At 64.6% G+C, this 21,353-nt stretch carries 16 protein-coding genes; 6 read left to right on the top strand and 10 right to left on the bottom strand.

Features of this window, described 5'->3' with window-relative positions:
• Positions 1-35: 35 nt before the first annotated feature.
• Together VB618_RS14900 and galE are read right to left on the bottom strand one after the other, a co-directional pair.
• Entirely contained in the window at positions 36-1,253 is a 1,218-nt protein-coding gene (locus tag VB618_RS14900) for a lytic murein transglycosylase (protein ID WP_329797497.1), read from the bottom strand.
• 93 nt (positions 1,254-1,346) lie between these two features.
• The gene (gene galE / locus VB618_RS14895; protein ID WP_329797496.1) at positions 1,347-2,333 is read right to left on the bottom strand and encodes a UDP-glucose 4-epimerase GalE; all 987 of its coding nucleotides are present in this window, start codon (positions 2,331-2,333) and stop codon (positions 1,347-1,349) included.
• A gap of 213 nt (positions 2,334-2,546) precedes the next feature.
• Between galE and VB618_RS14890 the strand changes: the two genes are divergently transcribed.
• Positions 2,547-3,413 (top strand): UTP--glucose-1-phosphate uridylyltransferase, encoded by an 867-nt coding sequence (locus VB618_RS14890; protein WP_329797495.1) that lies wholly within the window; start codon positions 2,547-2,549, stop codon positions 3,411-3,413.
• Between the two features lie 61 nt (positions 3,414-3,474).
• Positions 3,475-4,470: a KpsF/GutQ family sugar-phosphate isomerase gene (locus VB618_RS14885; protein ID WP_329797494.1), complete on the top strand. Its 996-nt coding sequence runs from the start codon at positions 3,475-3,477 to the stop codon at positions 4,468-4,470.
• A gap of 60 nt (positions 4,471-4,530) precedes the next feature.
• Here the strand turns inward: VB618_RS14885 and VB618_RS14880 are convergent, their stop codons facing one another.
• The 6 genes from VB618_RS14880 to VB618_RS14855 form a co-directional block, all read right to left on the bottom strand.
• Positions 4,531-4,980, bottom strand: coding sequence for an NfeD family protein (locus VB618_RS14880; RefSeq protein WP_329797493.1), 450 nt, complete (start codon positions 4,978-4,980; stop codon positions 4,531-4,533).
• Positions 4,977-5,963: an SPFH domain-containing protein gene (locus VB618_RS14875; RefSeq protein WP_329797492.1), complete on the bottom strand. Its 987-nt coding sequence runs from the start codon at positions 5,961-5,963 to the stop codon at positions 4,977-4,979. Before VB618_RS14875 ends, VB618_RS14880 begins: the two co-directional genes overlap by 4 nt.
• A 135-nt stretch (positions 5,964-6,098) precedes the next feature.
• A complete protein-coding gene (locus VB618_RS14870) occupies positions 6,099-6,890 on the bottom strand; it encodes an inositol monophosphatase family protein (RefSeq protein WP_329797491.1) in 792 nt (263 codons plus the stop codon).
• Positions 6,891-6,911: 21 nt separating this feature from the next.
• The gene (gene hemH / locus VB618_RS14865) at positions 6,912-7,973 is read right to left on the bottom strand and encodes a ferrochelatase (RefSeq protein WP_329797490.1); all 1,062 of its coding nucleotides are present in this window, start codon (positions 7,971-7,973) and stop codon (positions 6,912-6,914) included.
• Between the two features lie 146 nt (positions 7,974-8,119).
• Complete coding sequence (locus tag VB618_RS14860) at positions 8,120-10,327, bottom strand: sensor histidine kinase (protein WP_329797489.1); 2,208 nt, start codon at positions 10,325-10,327, stop codon at positions 8,120-8,122.
• Positions 10,328-10,550: 223 nt separating this feature from the next.
• A complete protein-coding gene (locus tag VB618_RS14855) occupies positions 10,551-12,062 on the bottom strand; it encodes a bifunctional metallophosphatase/5'-nucleotidase (protein ID WP_329797488.1) in 1,512 nt (503 codons plus the stop codon).
• 200 nt (positions 12,063-12,262) lie between these two features.
• Here VB618_RS14855 and ung point away from each other — a divergent pair, with 200 nt between their 5' ends.
• Both ung and VB618_RS14845 read left to right on the top strand, forming a co-directional pair.
• Positions 12,263-12,970, top strand: a complete 708-nt coding sequence (ung, locus tag VB618_RS14850) for a uracil-DNA glycosylase (RefSeq protein WP_329797487.1) — start codon at positions 12,263-12,265, stop codon at positions 12,968-12,970.
• Positions 12,971-13,072: 102 nt separating this feature from the next.
• A complete protein-coding gene (locus tag VB618_RS14845; protein ID WP_329797486.1) occupies positions 13,073-14,278 on the top strand; it encodes an amino acid aminotransferase in 1,206 nt (401 codons plus the stop codon).
• 129 nt (positions 14,279-14,407) lie between these two features.
• Here the strand turns inward: VB618_RS14845 and VB618_RS14840 are convergent, their stop codons facing one another.
• Positions 14,408-17,908 carry an indolepyruvate ferredoxin oxidoreductase family protein gene (locus VB618_RS14840; RefSeq protein WP_329797485.1) on the bottom strand — a complete coding sequence of 1,167 codons (3,501 nt, stop codon included), beginning with the start codon at positions 17,906-17,908 and terminating at the stop codon, positions 14,408-14,410.
• A 196-nt stretch (positions 17,909-18,104) separates the two neighbouring features.
• Between VB618_RS14840 and VB618_RS14835 the strand changes: the two genes are divergently transcribed.
• Positions 18,105-18,746, top strand: coding sequence for a DUF1007 family protein (locus VB618_RS14835; protein WP_329797484.1), 642 nt, complete (start codon positions 18,105-18,107; stop codon positions 18,744-18,746).
• Positions 18,746-19,753 carry a nickel/cobalt transporter gene (locus tag VB618_RS14830; protein ID WP_329797658.1) on the top strand — a complete coding sequence of 336 codons (1,008 nt, stop codon included), beginning with the start codon at positions 18,746-18,748 and terminating at the stop codon, positions 19,751-19,753. Before VB618_RS14835 ends, VB618_RS14830 begins: the two co-directional genes overlap by 1 nt.
• Here the strand turns inward: VB618_RS14830 and VB618_RS14825 are convergent.
• A complete protein-coding gene (locus VB618_RS14825; RefSeq protein WP_329797483.1) occupies positions 19,750-21,348 on the bottom strand; it encodes a gamma-glutamyltransferase family protein in 1,599 nt (532 codons plus the stop codon). The genes VB618_RS14830 and VB618_RS14825 overlap by 4 nt on opposite strands.
• Between the last annotated feature and the right edge of the window lie 5 nt (positions 21,349-21,353).

Below are 21,353 nucleotides of genomic sequence, written 5' to 3'. Positions count from 1 at the left end.
GACCAGCCTGGGTGTAGAGCCGTAGGGTAGCTCCGTCAGCGGGTCGCGCGCAGTTCGCGCAGCACAGCATAATCCGCATAGCCATCCGGGATCAAACCACGCCGAAGCTGGAAGTTCCGAACTGCCTCCCGGGTCTTGGAGCCGAACTTGCCGTCCGTGTCGCCCTCATAGAAGCCGAGACGCGCCAGACGCTCCTGCATTTCCTGGCGCTGGTCCTTGTCCAGCATGGGTTCCTTGGGCCAAGCGGCCTGGATCGGCTGCCCGCCCATGAGGCGGTCGCCGAGATGTGCCACGCCCATGGCGTAGGCATCTGAGGAATTATAAGATTTGATCACGTCGTAGTTCTTGGTGACCAGGAAAGCCGGACCGCCCGCTCCGCCCGGCAGGAACAGCGAGGCCTCGCCTGCCTGCGGTATGGCCTTGCCGTCGACCCGATGCAGGCCGAGCGTCTGCCATTGGGCGAAGTTTTGCTTCAGGGTGCGGAAATCGAAACCCTTCGGCAGTTGGACCTCGAAGCCCCACGGGAGCCCCGGCTCCCAGCCGTGCTGGCGCAGGTAATTGGCCGTGGACGCCATGGCATCCGGCACCGAGGACCAGATGTCCCGCACCCCGTCCCGGTTGCCGTCAACGGCGTATTTCATGAAGCTCGATGGCATGAACTGGGTCTGGCCCATAGCGCCTGCCCAGGAGCCAAGCATCTTGGAGCGATCCACATGCTCCTGCTCCAGGATCTGGAGAGCGGTGAGCAGTTCCTCGCGGAAGAAATCGGCGCGATAGCCCGTATAGGCCAGGGTCGACAGCGCCCGGATGGCGTAGATCGAGCCGGTGAAGCTGCCGAAATTGGTCTCCATGCCCCAGACGCCAATCACCACGGAGCGCGGAACGCCGTAGGTCTTCTCGACCATGCCGAGCGTCTTCGACCACTCGGCCACCATTTCCTGGCCGCGCTTCAGGCGCTCTGCGGAGATGGATCCGTTGATGTAGTCCCAGATCGGACGGACGAACTCGGACTGCTTCTTGGTGAGCGCGATGATCTTGGCATCGGGCTCGACGCCCCGGAATGCCTCGTTGAAGGTGGCCTGCGAGACGCCCCGCGCCTTGGCCTCGGGCCAGAGCCCCTGCACGAAGCGCTGGAAGCCGGCTTGCGACGCCTCCTGCGCCTGAACGGGCGGCGCCATGAGCCCCACACCGGCGGTGAGGCTCAAACCGAGAAGGAGGGCGCCGGAGAGGCGGCGCACCAGAAGCTGACGCATGGGGGTCGCTCACGGAAACAGGACAAATCGCCCTGCCATTGCGACACTACGAGAGTTAACACCCGGTTGACACCTAGCCTTATAGGTAGGGTCCTATGCGGCTTTTCGACCCGCCAGAGTCTGCTCCCAGCGTAGCGCCTGGTCGACGATCTGCTCCAGATCGTCGTGCTGCGGCGTCCAGCCGAGGCTACGGATCTTGTCGACCTTCGCCACGAGCTGGGCTGGATCGCCCGGTCGGCGCGGGCTCAGGCGGACCTCGAAATCAATGCCCGAGACCTTTTTGACCACGTCGACAACCTCCAGGACCGAAGCGCCATGGCCGTAGCCGCAATTCATGATCGTGCAGTCGCCGCCGTTGCGCAGATGCTGCAGGGCGACGAGATGGGCCCGGGCGAGGTCGTCGACCTGGATGTAATCGCGCACGCAGGTGCCGTCCGGGGTGGCGTAATCCGTGCCGAACACATCGAGATGGGGCCGCTGGCCGAGCGCGGCTTGAGCCGCCACCTTGATAAGGTGGGTGGCCTGCGGGGTCGACTGGCCGGAGCGGCCCTTCGGGTCGGCGCCGGCGACGTTGAAGTAGCGCAGGATGGCATAACGCAGGCCATGGGCCGTGTGGGCATCCTGCAGCATCCACTCGGACATGAGCTTGCTGCGGCCGTAAGGATTGATCGGCACGAGCGGCATGTCCTCGGTCAGCAGGGGCGCCTCGGCATTGCCGTAAACCGCGGCCGTGGACGAGAAAACGAAGTTCCTGATGCCCTTCTGGACCGCCGTCTCAAGAAGCGCCCGGGTCTTCACGGTGTTGCCGAAGTAATAGCCCAGTGGGTCGGTGACGGATTCCGGCACCACGATCTTGGCGGCAAAATGCAGGATGCTGTCGATGCCGTGCTCGTCGATGATGCTGGACACCAGGGCCTGATCGCTCACGTCGCCGGCAACAAAGGTGGCCTCCTGCGGCACGGCCCAGCGGAAGCCGGTCGACAGGTTGTCGAGCACCACCACCGTCTCGCCCGCATCCAGAAGCTCGAGCACCATGTGACTGCCGATATAGCCCGCGCCGCCCGTCACCAGTACCGCCATGTCCATCTCCGAAAAACTGCCCCATTCAGCAGCTTAACCAAAACGCTTCAGCTTCAATTCAGGTCCCGAGCTTCAATGAAGAAGCGCGTCCGGATGAAACAAGCCGGGGCGTACCGCGTTATGGGTAGCCGAAGCTTGGCAGTTGTCGGTTTCCTTTTCCGGGTCCTGTCTTAGATTATCCCTCCACCTTTCTGCTCAATTATGGCTCATTCAATGAAGCGTATCCGCAAAGCAGTCCTGCCCGTCGCCGGTCTCGGCACCCGGTTCCTGCCCGCCACCAAGGCCGTGCCCAAGGAGATGCTGTGCGTTGTCGACCGTCCCGTGGTGCAGCACGTGGTCGATGAGGCCCGCGCCGCCGGGATCGAGCACTTCATCTTCGTCACCGGCCGCAACAAGGCCGTGATCGAGGACCATTTCGATATCGCCTACGAGCTCAACCGCACGCTCGAGGGCCGTGGCAAGACCAAGGAACTGGAGATCCTGGCGAAGGACCAGCCCCAGGCTGGTCAGACGAGCTTCACCCGCCAGCAGGAGCCCCTGGGCCTGGGCCATGCGGTCTGGTGCGCCCGGGAACTGGTGGGCGACGAGCCCTTCGCGGTGATCCTGCCCGACATGCTCAGCCGCGGCTCCATGGAGCAGATGATCTCGGCCTACGACAAGCACGGCGGCAACATCATCGCCGTGGAGGAAGTGCCCGAGGACCAGACCCATCAATACGGCATCGTCTCGGTGGGTCAGGAATTCGGCCAGACCTTCGAGATCACCGGCATGGTGGAAAAGCCCCCGAAGGGCACCGCGCCATCGAACTACATCATCTCGGGCCGCTACATCCTGCAGCCCCAGGTCTTCGACCTTCTCTCGACCCAGGAACGCGGCGCCGGCAACGAGATCCAGCTGACCGATTCCATGATCCGCCTCATGAAGGAGCAGCCCTTCTTCGGCATGAAGTACCAGGGCAGGACCTACGACACCGGCTCGAAGATCGGCTTCCTCATGGCCAACGTGGCCTATGCCCTGGAGCGCGAGGAGCTCTCGGCGGAGTTCCGCCAGGAGCTCGAAGCCGTGCTGCGGCAGAAGTAAGCGGCTCCGGGTTCCGCCGAAGGGTTCCGCATGGCCGCCCGCTTATGCTAAAGGGGCGGCCATGGCACTTGCAAAATCCGCACCCCACTCGCCCGATCCGGCGGTCCAATCCGCCCTGCGTACGCTCGAGACCGAGCGGGACGGCCTGACGATCCTGATGGAGGCCATCGGCAACGGCCTTGGGCAACCCTTCACGGCTGCGGTCGAGACCATTGCCGCAGCAAAAGGCCGAGTCATCGTCACCGGCATGGGCAAGTCCGGCCATGTGGGCCGCAAGATGACCGCCACCTTCGCTTCGACCGGCACACCCGCCCATTACGTCCACCCGGCGGAGGCGAGCCACGGCGATCTGGGCATGATCCAGACCGACGACGTGATCATCGCCCTGTCCTGGTCGGGAGAGACGGCGGAGCTTGCCGATATCATCGGTTATTCCCGCCGTTTCCGGGTTCCCCTGATCGCCATGACCTCCAATGCGGAATCGACCCTGGGGCGCGCCGCCGACATCTGCCTGACCCTGCCGAAAGCCAAGGAGGCCTGCCCCAACGGGCTCGCGCCCACCACATCGACCACGATCCAGCTGGCCCTTGGCGATGCCTTGGCCGTCGCCTTGCTGGAGCGGCGTGGCTTCACGGCCGACAACTTCCGGGTCTTCCACCCGGGCGGGAAGCTCGGCGCACGGCTCAAGCTCGTGCGCGAGATCATGCACAAGGACGAACGCCTGCCGATCGTCGGCGTCGAAGCCCGCATGGGCGAGGCGATCGAGGAGATCGGCCGCAAGGGCTTTGGTACCGTCATCGTGGTCAACAGCGACGGCACGCTCGCCGGCATCGTCACCGACGGCGACCTGCGCCGCAACCTGAGGCCCGACCTCGCGACGCTGCCGGTCACGGCGATCATGACCAAGACCCCGCGCACCATCGCGCCGGACGCCCTCGTGGCCAGCGCCCTCGAGATGGAAGAGGCCTCCCGGATTACGGCCCTGATCGTGGTCGAGCACAACCGGCCCATCGGCCTTGTGCATTATCTCGACCTGCTGCGCGCCGGCGCGGCCTGAAGTTCTTTGCTCGACGCATTTTCCTGGCGGCGAACCGGCATCCACTTCGCCTGAAAATGCTTACGGATCATCGACCACGAGAGTCGAGCCCTCGATCCGGACGACGCGCACCTTGGCGCCGGCGAACCGGTCGGCGCCCGTCACGCGCCAGGAGCTGTCGTCGACCCGGATACGCCCCTCCCCGCCCTTGATGGGTGCTTCAAGCGTGAACACCCGACCCACAAGGGACTGTCCGCGCTGGTTGAGCGGCGTGGCCTCGGCGTCCGGCTGTGTTTTCGAGCGGGTGACAAATCGGCCGAGGACAACAGCCCCAACGGAGAGCAGGGCGAAGAGCAGCCCCGAAGCCTGCCAGGAGAGATCCAGCACCGCATCGAGCAAGCCGGTGACGATGGCGGCCAGCCCGAGCCAGAGGAAGAACGCTCCCGGCGCCACAAGCTCGACCCCGATCAGGACAACCCCAAGGATGATCCAAGCCCAGGCGCCGAGGCTGATGAAGGCATCCTGGATCATGAGCGGTCATTGCCTCCCGTCACCGTGGGCACGCTGCGAGCGGGCTTATTGAGGCCTGCCCCGCCCTCGCCGAACACCGACTTGGTGAGTTCTGCGATACCACCCAGCGTCCCGGCGAGACTCGCCGCCTCGATGGGAACGATCAACACTTTCTGGTTGGGGGCTGAGGCCAGGGCGCGGATCGCATCGATGTATTTCTCCGCCACGATGAAGTTGGCGGCGGCAAGATCGCCCTTGGTGATGGCCTCACTGACCATACCGGTGGCTTTCGCCTCGGCCTCCGCCTGGCGCTCGCGGGCCTCCGCATCGCGAAATGCTGCTTCTTTGCGGCCCTCCGCTGCCAGAATCTGCGATTGCTTCTGACCCTCGGCGCGCAGGATTTCCGCCTGACGAAGGCCTTCCGCCTCGAGCACGGCGGCGCGCTTTTCGCGCTCGGCCTTCATCTGGCGCGCCATGGCGCCGGCAAGATCCTGCGGCGGGAGAATGTCCTTGATCTCCACGCGCGTGACCTTGGCCCCCCAGGGGGAGGCGGCCGCATCCATGACCCGCAGCAGGCGCTCGTTGATTTCGTCGCGGTGAGACAGGAGTTGATCGAGATCCATGGAGCCGACGACCGTGCGGATATTGGTCATGGTCAGAACCAGCAGGGCTTGGTTCATATCCGAGACCTCGTAAGAGGCGCGAGCAGCATCGAGGATCTGATAGAAGGCGGCCGCATCGATGGTGACGCCCGCATTGTCCCGGGTGAAGGCCTCCTGGCTTGGAATGTCGAGCACCTGCTCCATGACATTCACCTTTTTGCCGATCTGATCGATGTAGGGCACGATCAGGCCGAGGCCGGGGGTGAGCGTGCGCGAGTAGCGCCCGAACCTCTCCACCGTATAGGCATAGCCCTGCGGGACCGTCCGGATGCCCATGGCGATCGTCACGATGACGACCAGCACCAGAACGATGACGAAGATGTCGAACCCACTCACCAGCATAAGTCCCCCAGGCAACGGAGTTGCAAAGGGCTCACGCTATCCCAAACAGGCCTGGAGTCCTAGAGAGGAGAAGGGAAGCTAGAGGACAAAGGCCTAGTCGAATTGCTGATCCAGCACCGTCCCGCGCTCACGGGATCAACGAAGCACGGCGCATAGCCGCTCGAATATACCGGGTGCAGCAATCAAATAATCGGTTCCGTCATCGCCTTCAGCCGGCTTGAGTACCGTCATGCGCGCACCGGCCTCCATCGCAATCAAGCCGGCTGCCGCGACATCCCATTCATGAATCCTGTCAACGAAGCCAGTCAGGCGGCCATCGGCGACCCAGCAGATGTCGAGCGCGGGAGCCGCAAGGCGGCGAATATCGCCGAATTCACGCAGGAGCGGCTTCAGGCGATCCACGACTTCGTCGATGCGGGCACGGTGATGGGGGAACCCTGTTCCGATCAGGGCTCGTCGAACATCGGTCAGGGACGAAGCCTTGATCCTCTCCCCGTTGCGATACGCGCCTCGCCCCGCAGCGGCCCAGAAGGTTTGCCCCTGGAAAGGGGCGTGAACGACGCCGAGCACCGACACGCCATCGATTCTGAGCGCCGCCGAAACGGCGACATGATCGTGTCCGTGAACGAAATTAGCTGTGCCATCAAGCGGATCGATCACCCAGCACAGCGCCTTCGAGGAGTTTCCGCTGCCCTCATCTTCCTCGGACAGAACGGCATGACCCTTGAAAGTCTGCGCGATGCGCTCCTTGAAGTGGCGGTCGACGGCAAGATCCGCGTTCGTGACGAGCTCAAACTCATCCTTGCCCTCGACGGCGACGCGGCCCTCGCGGCGGATCTCGCGAAGAATATCACCGGCCTCCGTACAAACGGCCAGGGCGAACGCCAAGCCCTGGTCGATTAATTTATCGTCGCACGAGATAGCCAAGATTCAGCCTCATGGAGAACTTCAGAGCCAGCCCTGAAGCTCGCGCTCGACGACGTGGTTGATGACCCGCATGCCGTCGTCGCTGTCGTTGAGGCAGGGCAGGTAGGCGAAGTGCTCGCCGCCGTTGTGCATGAAGATCTCGCGGTTCTCGGCGTCGAGTTCCTCAAGGGTTTCGAGGCAATCCGCCGAGAAGCCGGGCGCCACGATGGCCATGCGCTTCACGCCGCTTTTGGCGAGCGCCTCCACGGTCTTGTCGGTATAGGGCTGCAGCCATTCCGCCGGGCCGAAACGGGACTGGAAGCTCATGCGGAACTTGTCCGGCGACCAGCCGAAAGCCTCACGCATCAGGCGCCAGGTCTTCACGCATTGGCAGTGATAGGGGTCGCCCTTCAGCAGGTATTCCTTCGGCACCCCGTGGAAAGAGACGAGGATTACCTCGGGCTCGAAGGTGAGCTTCGCCAAGTTCTTCTTCATCGAGGAGACCAGGGAGTCAATATAGACCGGATCGTCATGGTAGGGCGGCGAGACCCGCACACTCGGCTGCCAGCGCATGTCCATCAGCGCCCGGAAGGCCTGATCGCAGGCGGTGGCCGAGGTGGCGGCGGCATATTGCGGATAAAGCGGCACGAGAAGGATGCGGTCGCAGCCTTGGTCGAGAAGCGCCTGGATGCGCTCGCGCACCTCGGGCTTGCCGTAGCGCATGGCCCAGTCGACGGTCACCTTGTCTCCGGCAATGCTCCTGATGTGATCCGCCACCTTCTCCGCCTGGCTGCGGGTGATGGTCTTGAGTGGGCCCTCGTCGCGCTCGTTGTTCCAGATCGACGCGTAGTCGCGGCCCTTGGGGCCGGGGCGCTTGGTCAGGATGATCAGGTTGAGGATCGGCCACCACAGGAGGCGCGGGGTCTCGATCACACGCCGGTCGGAGAGGAACTCCTTCAGGTAGCGGCGCATGGGCCAATAGCTGGTACCCTCGGGGGTGCCCAGATTCATCAGAAGCACGCCGATCCGCCCGGCCCTCACGGGCGGGTGGTCCACCGGGCGGACGCCCTGGCGCAGGTCGGTCAGATTGACGGTCTCGTTCATAAGAATAGCCCCTTGGCGGCGGAGTTCTTCCCGAACGCCGCTCCCGATCCCGCTTAGATAAGAGTTTCAGGCACATCCGCCAACCGAAACCGCCATCACATTGGCGCGCCCGGTCGCAAGCCGCGTTTGCAGAATACGAACGCCTCTCAGAGCGCCGGGCCCTTATTGGGTTCGTGCTTGAGAACGGTGTCGAGCATCACCTTCAGGCCTTCGGGCCGGAAATCCATGTCTACCTTGGCATCCAGCTGCGTGGCCAGCACCCGGTGCAGCAGACGTGAACCGAAGCCCTGCCGTGTCGGAGCCGAGACCTCGGGGCCCCCGGTTTCCTCCCAGACCAGCTTGAGCCTCGTGCCCTCGTCAGCTGCTTCCGCATCCCAGGAAACGGACACCTTGCCGCGAGGGACCGACAGGGCGCCATACTTTGCCGCGTTGGTGGTCAGCTCGTGGATCGCCATGCCGATGGGCACAGCCGCGTCCGAGGGCAGCTCGACCGCAGGACCGTTCAGGGAAATTCGCTGGCCCCTCACGTCGTTGTAGGGGCGCAGCTCCTTCTCCATGATCTCGCGTAAGGAAGCGGTCTGCCAGACGGCCTCGGTCAGCAGGGAATGGGTGTTGGCGAGCGAGATGATGCGCCCCACGAAGGCTTGGTAGAAATCGTCGATGTTCAGCGCCGAGCGCGCGGTGGCGCCGACCACCGCCTGGACGGTGGCCAGGGTGTTCTTGACCCGGTGATGGAGCTCGCGGATCAGCAGCGATTGCTGGGTCTGGGCCTGCTTGCGCTCCTCGATCTCGCTCTGGGCATCGCGATAGAGGCGACTGTTCTCAAGGGCGATGGCGGCCTGCGACGTCAGGCCCGCAAGCAGGCGTTCGGACCGCGCATTGAAGACGCCGGACCTTTCATGGCCGAAGACAAGAACGCCGTGGGTCTCGCCGCTACGCAGCAGGACGGGAACCGCCATGAGGCTGCGGATCACCGGGCGATCGGCCGTAGCGTCTGCCGTAAAGGGCGTGCCGTCATAGCCTTGCTCGACGGCGATGTTGTCCAGGCGGACGGTCCTGCCTTCCGTGAAGGCTGGCGCACAGATGGCCCGGACATCGAGGGCCGTGAAGGCCTCATCAAAACCCTCAGAAGCGAATTTGCCGTAATGCGCCTTCCCGCCCTGAGCGGCCGCGCAGAAAAAGGCTCCTGCCTGCGCCTCGGTCAGCTCGATGCCGGCATCGACGACACTTTCGATGATGCGGTCCAGATCGAGTTCCGCAGCAAGGACGCTGCCTGTCCGGTTGAGAACCTCCAGGGCCCCCGTCTCGGTCCGCAGCTCACTGGTGCGCAAGGCAACCTGCTTCTCGAGGAGAGCTTCATTCGCGGCCTGTTCGTGGAACTGCTGCGAGGCCAATGCCGTGAGGGCGAGCAAAGCCAGAAGGGCCACCAGGGCAAAGGCGCCATAAAGCCGCGTCTGGACGAACCAGGGCGTCCAATAGGCATCCTGCGGCATGCTGACGTTGATATAGAGCGGCATCGCGCCGACCTGCCGATAGGCCCCCACGCGCTCACCGCCCATGCTGATGAAGGAATAGAGGCCAGCCTGGGAGGCCATGCGCAAAGCCGCATCGAAAGCGGACTTGTCGATGGGGGCGAACGACAGCCCATCCGGCGGCGGCGGATGTTGGGCGATGACCTCCGCGTCCGAGCCGCGCATGAGCACCACCCGGCTGCCACGGGGCAACCGCAGCTTGGACCAGTAATCGTAGAAGTAGGACAGAGCCACAGTCACCGAGGCAATCCCACCGAACGCGCCATCGCTGCCCTGCAGGCGGCGGCTGACCATGAAGGTCGGGACCTTCGTGACGCGCCCGAGGATCGGCTCGCCCACGAACAGTCCCTGATCTCCGTTCAGCTGCGCGGCGAAAGCGTCGCGTCCGGAGGCGTTCGACTCCGGGGTCGGAAATTGAGCGGATGTCAGCCGAAGGCGCCCGCTCGGATCGTTGAGCCAGACGCCGTCAATATAGGGCAGCGCTTCATCGACGGCACGGATCTGCTGCCAGAGAGGCTGCGATGCTTCCACCTGATCCCAGCTCTGCCCCTGCATGAGCGCGGTGGTCTGCTTCAAGGTCAGGTCCGTGACCTCCATAAGCCTGGCCGTGTGATCGGCCAGGAAGAAGGCGGCGTTCCGAAGATCGTCCTCGTTTCGCTGGATCAGACGGTTGCGCTGCTCCCAGGCGATGTAGCCGAAGGTCAAGAGGATGAAGGCGACGCCGAACAGACCCATGACGAGAGTCAGCCGACCCCGCGCAAGGGAGCGCCGGCGGCGCTTCTGCGACAGGCTGACTGATTTTGAGGGCGTGTGAAACTGCAAGGAAGAGGCCGCTTTGATGTCCGAGATTCGGCGTTGCGTGGGCAGAATGACACAGCAACTGCCATTGATGGAGGGGGAATTTACGTCGCGATTTCCCGTTGACCAGAGGCCTGCGACCTATCTTGCCTCATACATGAAAGGGATGCGCCGGCTCCGTTGGCCTATGAAAAACGCCGGGACCCATGCAGGTCCCGGCGCCAGAATAGAAAAAAGTGTTTTTGGATTAGCGCAGAACGATACGCCCCTCGACATTCGGCGCCACCTTGCCGGCCTTCGCCACGTAGTCGATCACCTGGCTTGCCATGAGCTGGCTGGCTGAGACGTCGATGAGCGACTTGGCGCCGATGAACGAGCGATAGCCGTCGCCGCCGCGACCGACGAAATCGTTGGTGGCGAGCTTGTAGGTCTTGGCAGGATCAAGCGGCTGGCCGTTGATCTTGACCGATTTCACCCGGCTGCCGACAGACTCCTTCACATCGACCTCGGCCACGATGCCGGAGACCTGCGGGAAACGTCCGCCGAGTTCACGTACCTGGCTGACACCGTTCTCGAGCGCGTCCTTGATCTGGGCGCCCGTGACTTCAAGCAGCACGGTGGTGTTGCCGAAGGGCATTTCCGAGAGGATATCGCGACGTGTCAGCTTCTGGCCGGCCTGGTACTGTTTGTCGGCCCGGATGCCGCCGCCGTTGGTAAGCGCCACATCGGCGCCGACAGCAGCCTTGAGCGCATCGGTGATCAGGTTGCCCATGGCGGCCTCGCCTCCGCGCACGGTGGCCCGGCGGCTGTCGAGGGCCGTCTCCGTCACGCCGATCTCAACGTCGAGTTCCTTGGACAGCTTGTCCTCGTAGCCCTTCACCACCGCCTCGATATCGGGATCGGGCTTCACATTGACAGTATCGACGATGCGGAAGTTCGGCGACCATGTGACCGTGGTCTTGCCGTCCTTCGTCGCTTTGGTCACCGAAAGCTCGACGACGTTGACGAAGTTGGCCTGGGACTCGGCTTCCGACAGAACCACCTTGCCGTCATAGAAGGCGAGCAGGTGCTCGTCGTGGCCGCCGATGATAACATCCACGCCGGCGGAGCGGGCAATGATCATGTCAACTGCCAGGGGGGTGTGGGCAATGGCAACGACGATGTCGGCGCCCTTCTCGCGCAGTTCCTTGGCCTTCGCGCGGGCGGTGTCGACCGTGGGGGAGAACTTGATGGTGCCGGGGCTCGACTCGATCGGGGTCGTCTCGGTGGTGAGGCCGAAGAAGCCGATCTTCACGCCCTGCACCTCGACCATCTTGTCGGCCTTGGTGTTGGCCGGCAGGCCGTTACCGTCGATGATGTTGGTGGCCAGCACGTCGAACTTGGCCTCGGCCATGCGGGCGCGGAAGGCCGCGTCGCCGAGATCGAATTCATGGTTGCCCGGCGCCATGGCATCGACGCCCATGCGGTTCAGGATGTCGATGACGTGGGCGCCCTTGTCGAAGCCTGACAGAAGCGAGGGCGAGATCGTGTCGCCCGCATGGATGAAGAAGGCGTTGCCCTTCGCCTTCTCCTCCTTGACCACCGTTGCCAGGCGGGCGAAGCCGCCGCGGCCCTTTTCGGCGCTCATGCGATCGATATCGTTGGTATGGACGAAGCGGATCGTCACGGCCTCCTGCGCCAGGGCCGTACCCGACAGCAGCAGCGATAGTCCAAGAAAGCCGGCGCGCAGGGCGGCGGAGGGGCGGATCTGAAGCATCATACAAAGTCCTCGTAGCAGGTTGGATCCACGGTGGGAGGCGTGGAGCCTAGACCGGGAACGTGTCACAGAAGTAACATCCTGTCGATATTGTCGGCGCCCCAATCAGCGGCACTCCTGATGTCCTTTTGATCCATTCCGCCAGATACCCTCAGCCGGCACAGCGTCGGCACTTCGACTCGGAAGAAAGGCATGACCTCTCCATGACCGGCCCCATCAGCCAAGCTCTCGCCGCGTTCCGCGCCAAGCCCAGTACCGAGGGGTGGATCAGGCTGCCCTTCTTCCAGGATGGCAGTGCCGAGGCCGTGGCCGCTAAGGTCGATGCGGTGATCGCCTCGGGCGCCCAGGTGCTGCCGCCGCCGGACGCCGTGTTCACCAGCATCAGCCTCACGCCTCTGGAGAAGGTCAAGGTGGTGGTTCTGGGCCAGGACCCCTACCCGACGCCGGGCGATTCCCATGGGCTCGCCTTCTCCTATCGCGGCTCCCGGCGGCTACCCGCTTCCTTACGCACGATCCTGCGCGAGATGGCCGAGGATCTGGACGTGCCGATGCCAGCCTCGGGAGACCTCTCGAAATGGGCCCGGCAGGGCGTGCTCCTCATCAACACGGCGCTGACGGTGGAGGCCGGCAAATCGGGAGCCCACATGAAGTTCGGCTGGTCGGCCCTGGTCGATCAGGCGATCACCGCCATCTCGCAGCAGCAGCCCGCCGTCGTGTTCCTGCTCTGGGGCGGCCCCGCTCGCAAGCGCGCCACGCTCGTGGACGGGGCGAAGCATCTCGTGATCGAGGCCGGGCACCCCTCTCCGCTCAACCGGCTCAACGACTTTCGCGGCACGAAACCCTTCAGCCAGGCCAATGCCTGGCTCATCGAGAAGGGCCTCGAGCCGATCGATTGGCGGCTGGATAACTGACAATCCACGAAGCACCTTGCCGAGAGGCCCTCGCAGGGGCTAGGTCTCGCGGCACCGACGATGCGTCGCAGGCAGGCTGCCGCGACAGGCTTGGAGATCAGCATGACGGAATCCCTGTTCGGCCAGGTGGAAGCCTTCGCGGGCGACCCGATCCTTTCGCTCAACGACAGCTTCAAGACCGATCCACGGCCGGAGAAGGTCAATCTCAGCATCGGCGTCTACACGGATGAGCAAGGCCGCCTTCCGGTGCTGGGCTCGGTGAGGGCCGCCTATGAGCGCAACGGTTTCGCGGAGCGTCCCTACCTGCCGATGGAAGGCCATGCGGCCTATCGCGAGGGCGTGCAGAAGCTGATCTTCGGCCCATCTCACCCGGCCCTTGCCGAGAAGCGCGTCGCGACGATCCAGACCCTCGGCGGCACGGGTGCGGTGGGCATCGCGGCCGATTTCCTCGCCAAGCACTGCCCCGGCCGGACCGTTCTCGTCAGCGACCCGACCTGGGACAACCATCACGGCCTCTTCCAGCGGGCCGGCTTCAAGACTGCAACTTATCCCTATTGGAACCGCACCACACGCTCCGTGGATTTCGACGGCATGGTGAAGGCGCTGGACGCCGCGGAGTCCGGCTCCATCGTGGTGATCCAGCCCGTCTGCCACAACCCGACCGGCGTCGACCTCGACGAGCGGCAGCAGGCGGCCGTCACGGACGTGCTGGTGGCCAAGGGCCACATCGTGGTGTTCGACATGGCCTATCAGGGCTTCGGCACCGGCCTCGATGAGGATGCCGCCTTCGTGCGCCGCTATGCCGAGCGTGCCAACTGTCTCGTAGCCAATTCCTTCTCCAAGAATTTCTCGCTCTATGGCGAGCGCTGCGGCGGCTTGAGCGTCGTCTGCCGCGATCATGCCGAAGCCGAGCGCGTGCTCGGGCAGCTCAAGCTCGCTGTGCGCCGCAGCTACTCGAGCCCGCCGATGACCGCTGGCCTTCTCGTGGCGACGGTGCTCGGCAGCGACGACCTGCGCGCCCAATGGACCCGCGAAGTCGAGACCATGCGGGTTCGCATGGATTCCATGCGCAAGCGTCTCGCCGAGCAGATCCGCTCCCTGTCGAACGAGATCGATGTGGGATTCCTCACGAACCAGCGCGGCATGTTCAGCTACACGGGGTTGAACGAGCAGCAGGTCACCACCCTGCGCGAGCGCGACGGTGTCTATCTGGTAGGCTCCGGCCGCATGTGCGTGGCGGGGCTGAACGAAGCGAACGTGGCGAAGGTCGCGAAGAGCTTCGTCGAGGTGAGTCAGGCGCGGGGCTGAAGAACACTACTCCATCCGTCATCCCCGGACTTGTTCCGGGGATCCACGTCTTCTTACGGGTTTGAAAACGTGGATGGCCGGGACAAGCCCGGCCATGACGTAAAATGTAGGGCGTGCGGAGTAAGAAACTTACTCCGCCGCAACCAGCAACGGCTGCGGATCGGCGCGGAACTTGGCGAGGAGATCGGCCTCCTCTGCCTTTGCTGCCTTAAGGTTCCGCTCCTTGATATGGCCGAAGCCGCGGATCTTCTGCGGAATGCTCGCGAGCCCGATGGCCGTAGCATGGTTGCCGGCATTGAGCTTCGCCACGATCTCCTTGATCCGTCCCTCGAACTCGCGGATGAGCTGACGCTCGGTGCGGCGCTCGTGAGTGTAGCCGAAGACGTCGAGCGGCGTGCCGCGAAGCCGCTTGAACTTCGCCAGAACACCCATGGCTTTCAGCATCCACGGCCCAAAGCTCATCTTGCCTGGGAGGCCGGTGACCGGGTCCTTCTTGGCAAGCACAGGCGGCGCCATGTGGAACTCGTAAGTCAAGTTCTCGCCCTCGAAAGCCGATGCAACCTGTTTCTCGAAATGGCCGTTCGTGTAGAGCCGCGCCACTTCGTACTCGTCCTTGTAGGCCATGAGCTTGAACAGCGAGCGCGCCGCCGCGTCGGTGAGTGCGGTCGAGCCCGGCACGGCTTTGTCCTCCGCCCCGCGCACGCGCTCGACAAGGGTGTTGTAGCGCCGGGCGTAACGCCCGTTCTGGTAGTCCGACAGGAAGGCGACGCGCCGCTCGATCACCTCGTCCAGGGTCTCGGACAGCTTGCGCGATTCCGTCGGCGCCTTCAGCTCGCCGAGCGTTAAGGCGATGAGATCCGGTTCGGCGGCGGCGCGGCGGCCCCAGGTGAAGGCGGCAAGGTTCATCTTTACCGCTTCGCCGTTGAGCTCAATCGCCTTCTCGATGGCTGCGCCCGAGAGCGGAACGCGGCCGGTCTGGTAGGCATAGCCCAGCATGAACATGTTGGCCGCAATCGCATTGCCGAGGAGCGCGGTGGCAATCGCCGTCGCATCGACGAAGGACACGCCCTCCTGGCCCGCCGCCGAACTGATGGCGCGCTTGAGGCGCTCGGTCGGCAGGGAGAAATCGGCGTTGCGGGTGAATTCGCCTGGCATGACCTCCGCGGTGTTCACCACGAGTGCCGTCTGCCCCTGCTTCACGGCGGCCAGCACCTTCTTGGTGCCTGTCACCACAAGGTCGCAGCCGAGCACGAGATGAGCCGAATCCGCGCTCACACGGATGGCGTGGATGTCGTCCTGGTTGTTGGCGAGGCGCACATGGCTGTAGACGGCGCCGCCCTTCTGGGCGAGGCCGGCCATGTCGATCATGCCCAGCCCCTTGCCTTCGAGATGCGCCGCCATGCCGAGGATCGCCCCGATGGTGACGACGCCGGTGCCGCCCACGCCCGTCACGATGACATTGAAGGTGCGGTCGATGGCGGGGATCGCCGGATCGGGCAGCGGCTTGAAGGTCATGCCCTCCGTCGAGACGGTCTCGGGCACGGCCTTCTTCACCTTGGCGCCATGCACCGTCACGAAGGACGGGCAGAAGCCGTTGACGCAGGAAAAGTCCTTGTTGCAGTTCGACTGGTCGATCTGGCGCTTGCGGCCGAACTCGGTCTCGACCGGCTGCACGGCGACGCAATTGGACTGCACCGAGCAGTCGCCGCAGGCTTCACAGACGAGATCGTTGATGATGACGCGCTTGTCCGGATCCGGGAACTCGCCGCGCTTGCGGCGGCGGCGCTTTTCCGACGCGCAGGTCTGATCGTAGATCATCACCGATACGCCCGGCACCTCCGCCAGCTGGCGCTGCACGGCTTCCAGCTCATTGCGGTGATGGATCGTCATGCCGGCGGGCCAGCGGATCTCCTTCGGGTACTTGTGCGGCTCGTCGGTGACGAGGGCGATGCGCTCGACCCCCTCCTCGCGCACCTGCCGGGCAATCATGTCGACGGTGAGCCCGCCTTCATGCTTCTGCCCGCCCGTCATGGCGACCGCGTCGTTGAAGAGGATCTTGTAGGTAACGTTGGTTTTGGTGTGGATCGACCAGCGCAGGGCCAGCACGCCCGAATGGTTGTAAGTGCCGTCACCCAGGTTCTGGAATACGTGGCCGCGCTTGGAGAACGGGGACTCGCCGATCCAGTTCGCGCCCTCGCCGCCCATCTGGGTGAAGCCCTCTGTGGAGCGGTCCATCCACTGCACCATGTAGTGGCAGCCGATGCCCGCATAGGCGCGCATGCCCTCGGGTACCTTCGTGGACGAGTTGTGAGGGCAGCCGGCGCAGAAATGCGGCGTGCGGGTTGCTACGTCGCTGGTGGCGATGAGCACCTCCTGCGCATGGCGGAGCCGCGCCACGCGGCCGCGCAGGTCGTCGTTGTTGTGGTAGGCGAGCAGGCGTTCGCCGATGGCAATGGCGATGTCGTTGGGATCGAGCGCGCCCTTGACCGGGAAGAGCCAGCGGCCCTCCTCGTCCTTCTTGCCGATGCAGACCGGCTGGTTTGCCGTGCCGTAGAGCTCCTCGCGCAGCTGTACCTCGATGAGGGAGCGCTTCTCCTCGACCACGATCACCTTGTCGAGCCCGCGAGCGAAATCCACCAGCTCGCGTTGCGACAGCGGCCAGGGGCAAGCAACCTTGTAGAGGCGCAAACCCATGTCGTTCGCCTTCACCTCGTCGAGGCCGAGCTCGTCCAGCGCCTGGCGCACATCGAGATAGGACTTGCCGACCGTAATGATGCCGATCTTCGGGTTGCGGCCGCCGGAGAGCACGATGCGGTTGAGGTTGTTGGCGCGCACGAACGCCAGCATGGCGTCGCGCTTGAAGTCCTGAAGCCGCGCCTCCTGGTCGAGCACGCCGTCGCGGTTGCGGATATTGAGGCCGCCCGGCGGCATCGTGAAGTCATCGGGAATGATGATCTTCACGCGGTCGAGCGACGCATCGACGGATGAGGTCGATTCGATGTTGTCCTTCACGCATTTGAAGGCGACCCAAGTGCCGGAAAAGCGGCTCATGGCATAGCCGTAGAGGCCGTAGTCGAGGATCTCCTGAACGCCTGCCGGGTTCAGGATCGGCATCATCACGTCGACGAAGTGGAATTCGGACTGGTGCGCGACGGTGGAGGATTCCGCCGTGTGGTCGTCGCCCATGAGCGCGAGCACGCCGCCGTGCTTCGATGAGCCCGCCATGTTGGCGTGGCGGAACACGTCGCCGGAGCGGTCGACGCCCGGACCCTTGCCGTACCAGAGGCCGAACACGCCGTCATACTTGCCTTCGCCGCGGATCTCAGCCTGCTGCGAGCCCCAGATTGCGGTGGCGGCAAGCTCCTCGTTGAGGCCAGGCTGGAAGACGATGTTGGACTGATCCAGCCACTTCCGGGCACGCCACAGGTTCTGGTCGAGACCGCCGATGGGTGAGCCGCGATAGCCGGACACGAGGCCGGCCGTGTTGAGGCCCGCCAGTCGGTCGCGCTCGCGCTGCATCAGCAGCATGCGGATGACAGCCTGCGTTCCGGTGATGAAGACGTTATCCTTGGAAAGATCGTACTTGTCGTCGAGCGTCACGTGACGAAGCGCGCCAAAACCTTCGGCCATGATCCGTGTTCCTCCTGGGGCTTTGCCCCGCTGCCGGTGATCCGGTCTTGTTGTTTAGAATATGTCAGTAATGCTGACATATATACCCGACCCCGTCAATCAAGCGCCTTTGTTTCGCCTCTGTTAACCATACAACCAGCATATCGCCTTTCATGACCGGCTTTCGCCGGGAGCGTCGCTGTTCCAGGGTCAACGCATGACACGCCATCTCGGTCTGAAATCCGCCCTGACGGTCTTGGGCTTTGGCCTGTCCTCGCCGGTGATCGCGCATCCCCATGTGTGGGTTACGGCCAAGGCGGAAATCGTCTTCGCCCCTGACGGCAAGGTGACGGGCGTTCGCCATCACTGGACCTTTGATGAGGCCTACACGGCCTATGTCACGCAGGGCCTCGACAAGAACGGCGACGGCAAGCTCGCACCGGAGGAGTTACAGGAGCTCGCCGACGAGAACGCCGCCTCCCTCAACGAGTTTGATTATTTCACGGTGCTGAAGGCTCGGGGCAAGTCCCAGATCTTCGACACCCCCAGGGAGGCCCGGATGACCATGGAGAAAACGCAAGTCTCCATGTCCTTCCTCCTGCCCCTGAAGGCGCCGGTGGCGCCCACGGGAGCGGTCTCGGTCGAGATCGAGGATCCGACCTTCTTCGTCTATTTCAGCCTGACGGAAGGCCAGGCGGCCATCTCGCTGGCCAATGCGCCTCAGGGCTGCGTGACCAGCATCGCCAAGGCCAAGCCGCTCGACACCACCATGCAGCAGATCCTGCAGGACGAGGGCGCCATCCAGCCGCAGGATATCGGCATCGAATATTCCAACAGGGCCATCATCGCATGTCCCTGATGTCCAACGCCTCTGCCCTGCCGAGCGCCGGCCGGACATCGCTGTGGCGGCGGCTCGGTATCATGCTCGCGGCCATTACCGTCGTGGCCGCCGCCATGGGCCTGATCGGACTGTGGCTCGGGCCGGTGAGCAAGCCGCCCCCGCGCAGCCCCTTCGGCATTGGCCTTCGCGAGGCGGCGCCTTCGGGCAACATCGGCGCCTGGATCCTCTCCGTGCAGTCCGAGTATTACGCCAGCCTGCGGGCAGGCGTGCGCGAGATGAAGGAGAACGGCGCAGCCTTTGTCTCGCTCCTCCTCGTCGGCTTCGCCTATGGCATCTTCCATGCCGCCGGTCCGGGACACGGCAAGGGCGTGATCTCGGCCTATCTGGTGGCGGACGAGAAGGCCCTGCGCAAAGCGTTCCTCTTGAGTCTCGCCGCCGCCCTCGTGCAGGCGCTTGTCGCCATCGCCATCGTGGCGGTGGTCAGCCTTATGCTGCGCGCCACGGCCTCCACCATGAACAGCATTGCCCTGAATGTGGAGTTGGCGAGCTTCATTGCGGTCGCCCTGCTCGGCGCCGTCATCACGTGGCGCAAGGCCGGTAAGGTTCTGGGCGTCATGGCGCTCGCGCGCAACCCGTTCGCCGCGGTGCAGGAGAATTGCGATCACGCCCACCTGCCGCCGCCGGAGGAGCTCAGCCGTCTCACCCGCTGGCGCGACATGGCAGGCGTGGCGCTTGCCGCCGGCATCCGCCCCTGCGCAGGCGCCCTCATCGTCCTGGTCTTCGCCCTGTCGCAGGGCCTGTTCGCGGCCGGTGTTGCGGCGACCTTCGCCATGGCGCTCGGCACGGCGTTGACTACCAGCGCCATCGCGGCGCTCGCGGTGTTCTTCAAGGCCATGGCGTTGCGGCTCGCCGGCGGGCGCGGCGCATCGGGCGCCATCGCCATCGCAGGCCTCGAGCTTCTCGCCGCCGCCTTCGTGCTGGTGTTGGGCCTCAGCCTGCTCTACGGCCTCTGGGCGACCAGCTAGAGCCCTAGCGACCCACCGTCCGAGCGCGGATCGTGCACGGCCTCAACGCGCCCGTTGCGCGGGTGCCTCACCAGCATGCCGGCATGGCCGAAGCGTCCGGAATAGGCCTCGTCCATCTCCTCGACTCGATGGCCGAGCCGTGACAGGCCGCGGATCAATCCGGGGTCGAAATGGCTCTCCACCTTCAGCACGGCCTCACGCTCGCGCGGCCTCGCATCGAGTAGCCAGCGGGGCGCGTCCACCGCGTCCGCCAGCCCCATGCCGGCCTCCGCGTAGCGCGAAAAGATCTGGCTGAGGAATTGGGGCTGGGTTTCGCCGCCCATCGCCCCGAAGGACAGCACCCGCCCATCATCAAACACGGCCATGGCCGGATTGAGGGAATGCAGCGGCCGGTGGCCGGGCTCCAGCCGGTTGCGGCTCGCAGGATCGAGCGAGAAGGCCGTGCCACGGTTGTGCCAGAGGACGCCTGTCGCCGGAAGCATGCAGCCGGAGCCATAGGCCCAGAACACGGACTGGATATAGGACACCGCGAGCCCGTCACGGTCGATGGCCCCCATCCAGATGGTGTCCCCGTCGATCAGGCGCGGCAGGGGAAAGGGGGCAGCCCGTTTCATGTCGATGAGGGAAGCCTCCCTTTCCAGCGCCTGAAGCGTCAGGAAGGAGGCCGGGTCGTGCACGAGATTTCGTGGGTCCGCGACCACCCGGTCGCGGATGGAGAAGGCGCGCTTGGCGGCCTCGATGAGCGCGTGATGATGCTCCGGCGTCTCGCCCCTGAGCCCCTTGAGGCGCTCGACCATGCCGAGGATCAGCAGGGTGGCCAATCCCTGGCTCGGCGGCGGCAGGTTGTAGATTGTGGAATTCTTCAGCCTGACCGACAGGGGCTCCACGACGCGGGCGCGATAAGTCTCCAGGTCGCGGCGGGTGATCGGGCTCTCAATCCGTTCCAGATCGAGGGCGATCTCCCGCCCCACATCGCCCCGATAGAAATCGGCAAGGCCCGCATGGGCGAGGCGCTCCAGGGTGTCGGCGAGGCGCGGCGCGCGCCTCTGCGTGCCCTCCGGCGCTCTTTTGCCCTCGACCAGGAAGGCCTCGGCGAAACCGGGAACCTCATAGAGGGCGGCTTCCTCGCTGGTCACGAACCGCTCCTCGGAGCGGGAGACCGGGTATCCGTTGCGGGCAAAGCGGATGGCATCCCCGAGAAGCAGATCGAGCGGCAGCTGCCCGCCGAGCGCCCGGGACAGTTCGAGCGCAAGACCCCAACCGCTGACAGCACCGGCTATCGTGAGCGCCGAGTCCGGCCCGCGCGATGGAATGGCGTCATAGTCCTTCTCCCGGTAGCGCTTGATCGTGGCGAGCGAGCCGGCAGGCCCCGAGGCATCCAGGGCATGGATGCGGCCCCTGGGCTCTCGCACGAGCCAGAAGGCGTCACCGCCGATGCCGTTCATGTGCGGATAGACGACCGCGATGGTGGCCGCCATGGCCACCATCGCCTCGACTGCATTGCCGCCAGCGGCGAGAATATTCTGGCCAGTCTCGGCGGCCAGCCTGTGAGGGGCCGCCACGGCGGCGGTCGAAAAAACGGGGGTCTCGGGCATGTCTC

The sequence above is a fragment of the Microvirga sp. CF3062 genome, from assembly GCF_036314045.1.
GTDB lineage: Bacteria > Pseudomonadota > Alphaproteobacteria > Rhizobiales > Beijerinckiaceae > Microvirga.
This window is presented reverse-complemented; position numbering and strand designations above follow the sequence as displayed.